This window comes from Enterococcus sp. S183_ASV_20, assembly GCF_018919685.1.
Lineage (GTDB): Bacteria > Bacillota > Bacilli > Lactobacillales > Enterococcaceae > Enterococcus > Enterococcus faecalis.
On record NZ_JAHLRI010000129.1, the window covers coordinates 1 to 1,775 of the forward strand.

Annotated in this window: 2 protein-coding genes and 1 pseudogene; all 3 read right to left on the minus strand. The window is 26.9% G+C overall.

Going from position 1 to position 1,775, the window contains the following annotated elements:
* Window positions 1-307, minus strand: a pseudogene (locus tag KQI94_RS15915) (IS4 family transposase); the annotation flags it as partial.
* Between the two features lie 295 nt (window positions 308-602).
* Entirely contained in the window at window positions 603-1,586 is a 984-nt protein-coding gene (locus KQI94_RS16655; RefSeq protein ID WP_002368282.1) for a site-2 protease family protein, read from the minus strand.
* A partial coding sequence (locus tag KQI94_RS15930; RefSeq protein ID WP_216454635.1) for a S8 family serine peptidase occupies window positions 1,587-1,775 on the minus strand: 189 nt, incomplete at its 5' end. It lies immediately after the preceding gene.

A 1,775-nucleotide genomic window follows, 5' to 3' on the forward strand; every position in this document is an offset into this window, starting at 1 on the left:
GGTAGAAGAGTTGTTTGAAAGCTTCAATCTTTATTTTACTTCGAGCCTGTACAAATGCGGAAGCAGTTGGCGTTTGAAGTGTAAAATCAAAGTAAGAGAGTAATTCACTAGAAAGACTTTGTCCACCGAAAGAGAGAATAATTTTGAGAGTTGTCTCAAAAGATAACTTTCTGTTTCGAGAAAAATCAGTCGGAGATTGAGCAAAAATTTCAGGTTGATTTGTAATACAGCGAATTTGATCTTCTAAATTTTGTTTGATTTTATGAGCTGCTTGAAGTGTGGATGGAATTTTGATAGTATTAGACATAAGGACACCTCCAGAATACGTAACGCTATGACGTTTTATTATTGTTAAAATAATTGTATCAAGAGAGTGTCCTTTTACATAGAAAAAATAAAGCAGGAAGACTTAATTGTTTTCCTGCTTTATTTTTTCCTTAACTTAATGACATTGGGGTATACCCTGTTGGTTCTTTTAGTTAATATATTTTAATAGAAAATTTATTTATTACATCATGAAATACTGTATAAAAATCGTAGCAAGCACACATCACTTTTTTTAGCCTATCATTTTACGTCGACAGTCTAGCTGGTTTCTTATCTCAATTTTGAACCCATTGTTTTTCTGCTATAATCATAGTTGACGTTTGATCTGAATAATTTTTTATGATATTGCTAAATTCTGTCATTGATTGGCTTATTTCATCATCAGCACTTTTTGAGCATTTAAAGTTTAGATATTTAATTCTAGATCTACTAATTGAGTCTAGAATTTTTAAATTAATTTTTTTAAAAGTTTGTTTATTATCTACAGATAAGATATATTCTATCATATACAAATTAGCTAAATAAAAATTCTGTAAATAACTTTTATTATTCAGTATCTTGTCTTCTTTACTAAGTATTGGGTATATTAGTTTTAATTTCCTATTATTTTTGTCTATTAAATACTCATATATAACATACAGTAAGAATGTATTTAGCACATATAATGGTAATTCTTTATTTTTTTTTATTATTTTGCATACCTCATTGCTATTTAAGAAAGTTGACTGATTATATTTATTAAGTAAGCTATTTGATACAATATAATACATTTCGAAAATATAATCCTTAGTAACTAATTTATATATATTGTATCCATCATTCATAAACCCGTTAAAATTAAAAGGAACTGCAGTAATCAAGAATATTGAAAAATTAAATAAAGAAAAATATTGAAAAAATTCAATTTTTACAAAAAAAGTTAATGTAAAAAAAAGACTAAATATTGGTCCTCCGGTTAACAACCTCAGAATTTTCTTATTATTAAACGTAGTTGGTTTATATCTAAATAATCCACCAAAAAATCCCCACTGTGTATTTAATCTAACCTTAAACTGTTTTTCCCACGAAAGTTTTATAAACCCAAATATTAATGACTCTGGTCTAACTTTATTAAATAATCCAAAAACTAAATGACCTAACTCATGTACAAAGATAGACAATAACAAGGAAAAGTATGCAGTAGACACTAAATTTAATTCAAAAACAAGAGTAAAGATTACGAGAAGTAACGTAAAGATCATCGGAGATATAAATTTCATCTATTTTATTCTCACCTCTTTGTATTTAAGCATGCTATTTTTATCTATAAAAGAATCAGCATTTTCAAATAAAGTATTTAATACTTCATTTGAATCTTTAGAATTATCTACATTCTTTGACATAATAGCTGCTAAAGCTGCGCTTACTTCTGGAGTTGCTAAACTTGTTCCAAAAGAAAGTGTATAACC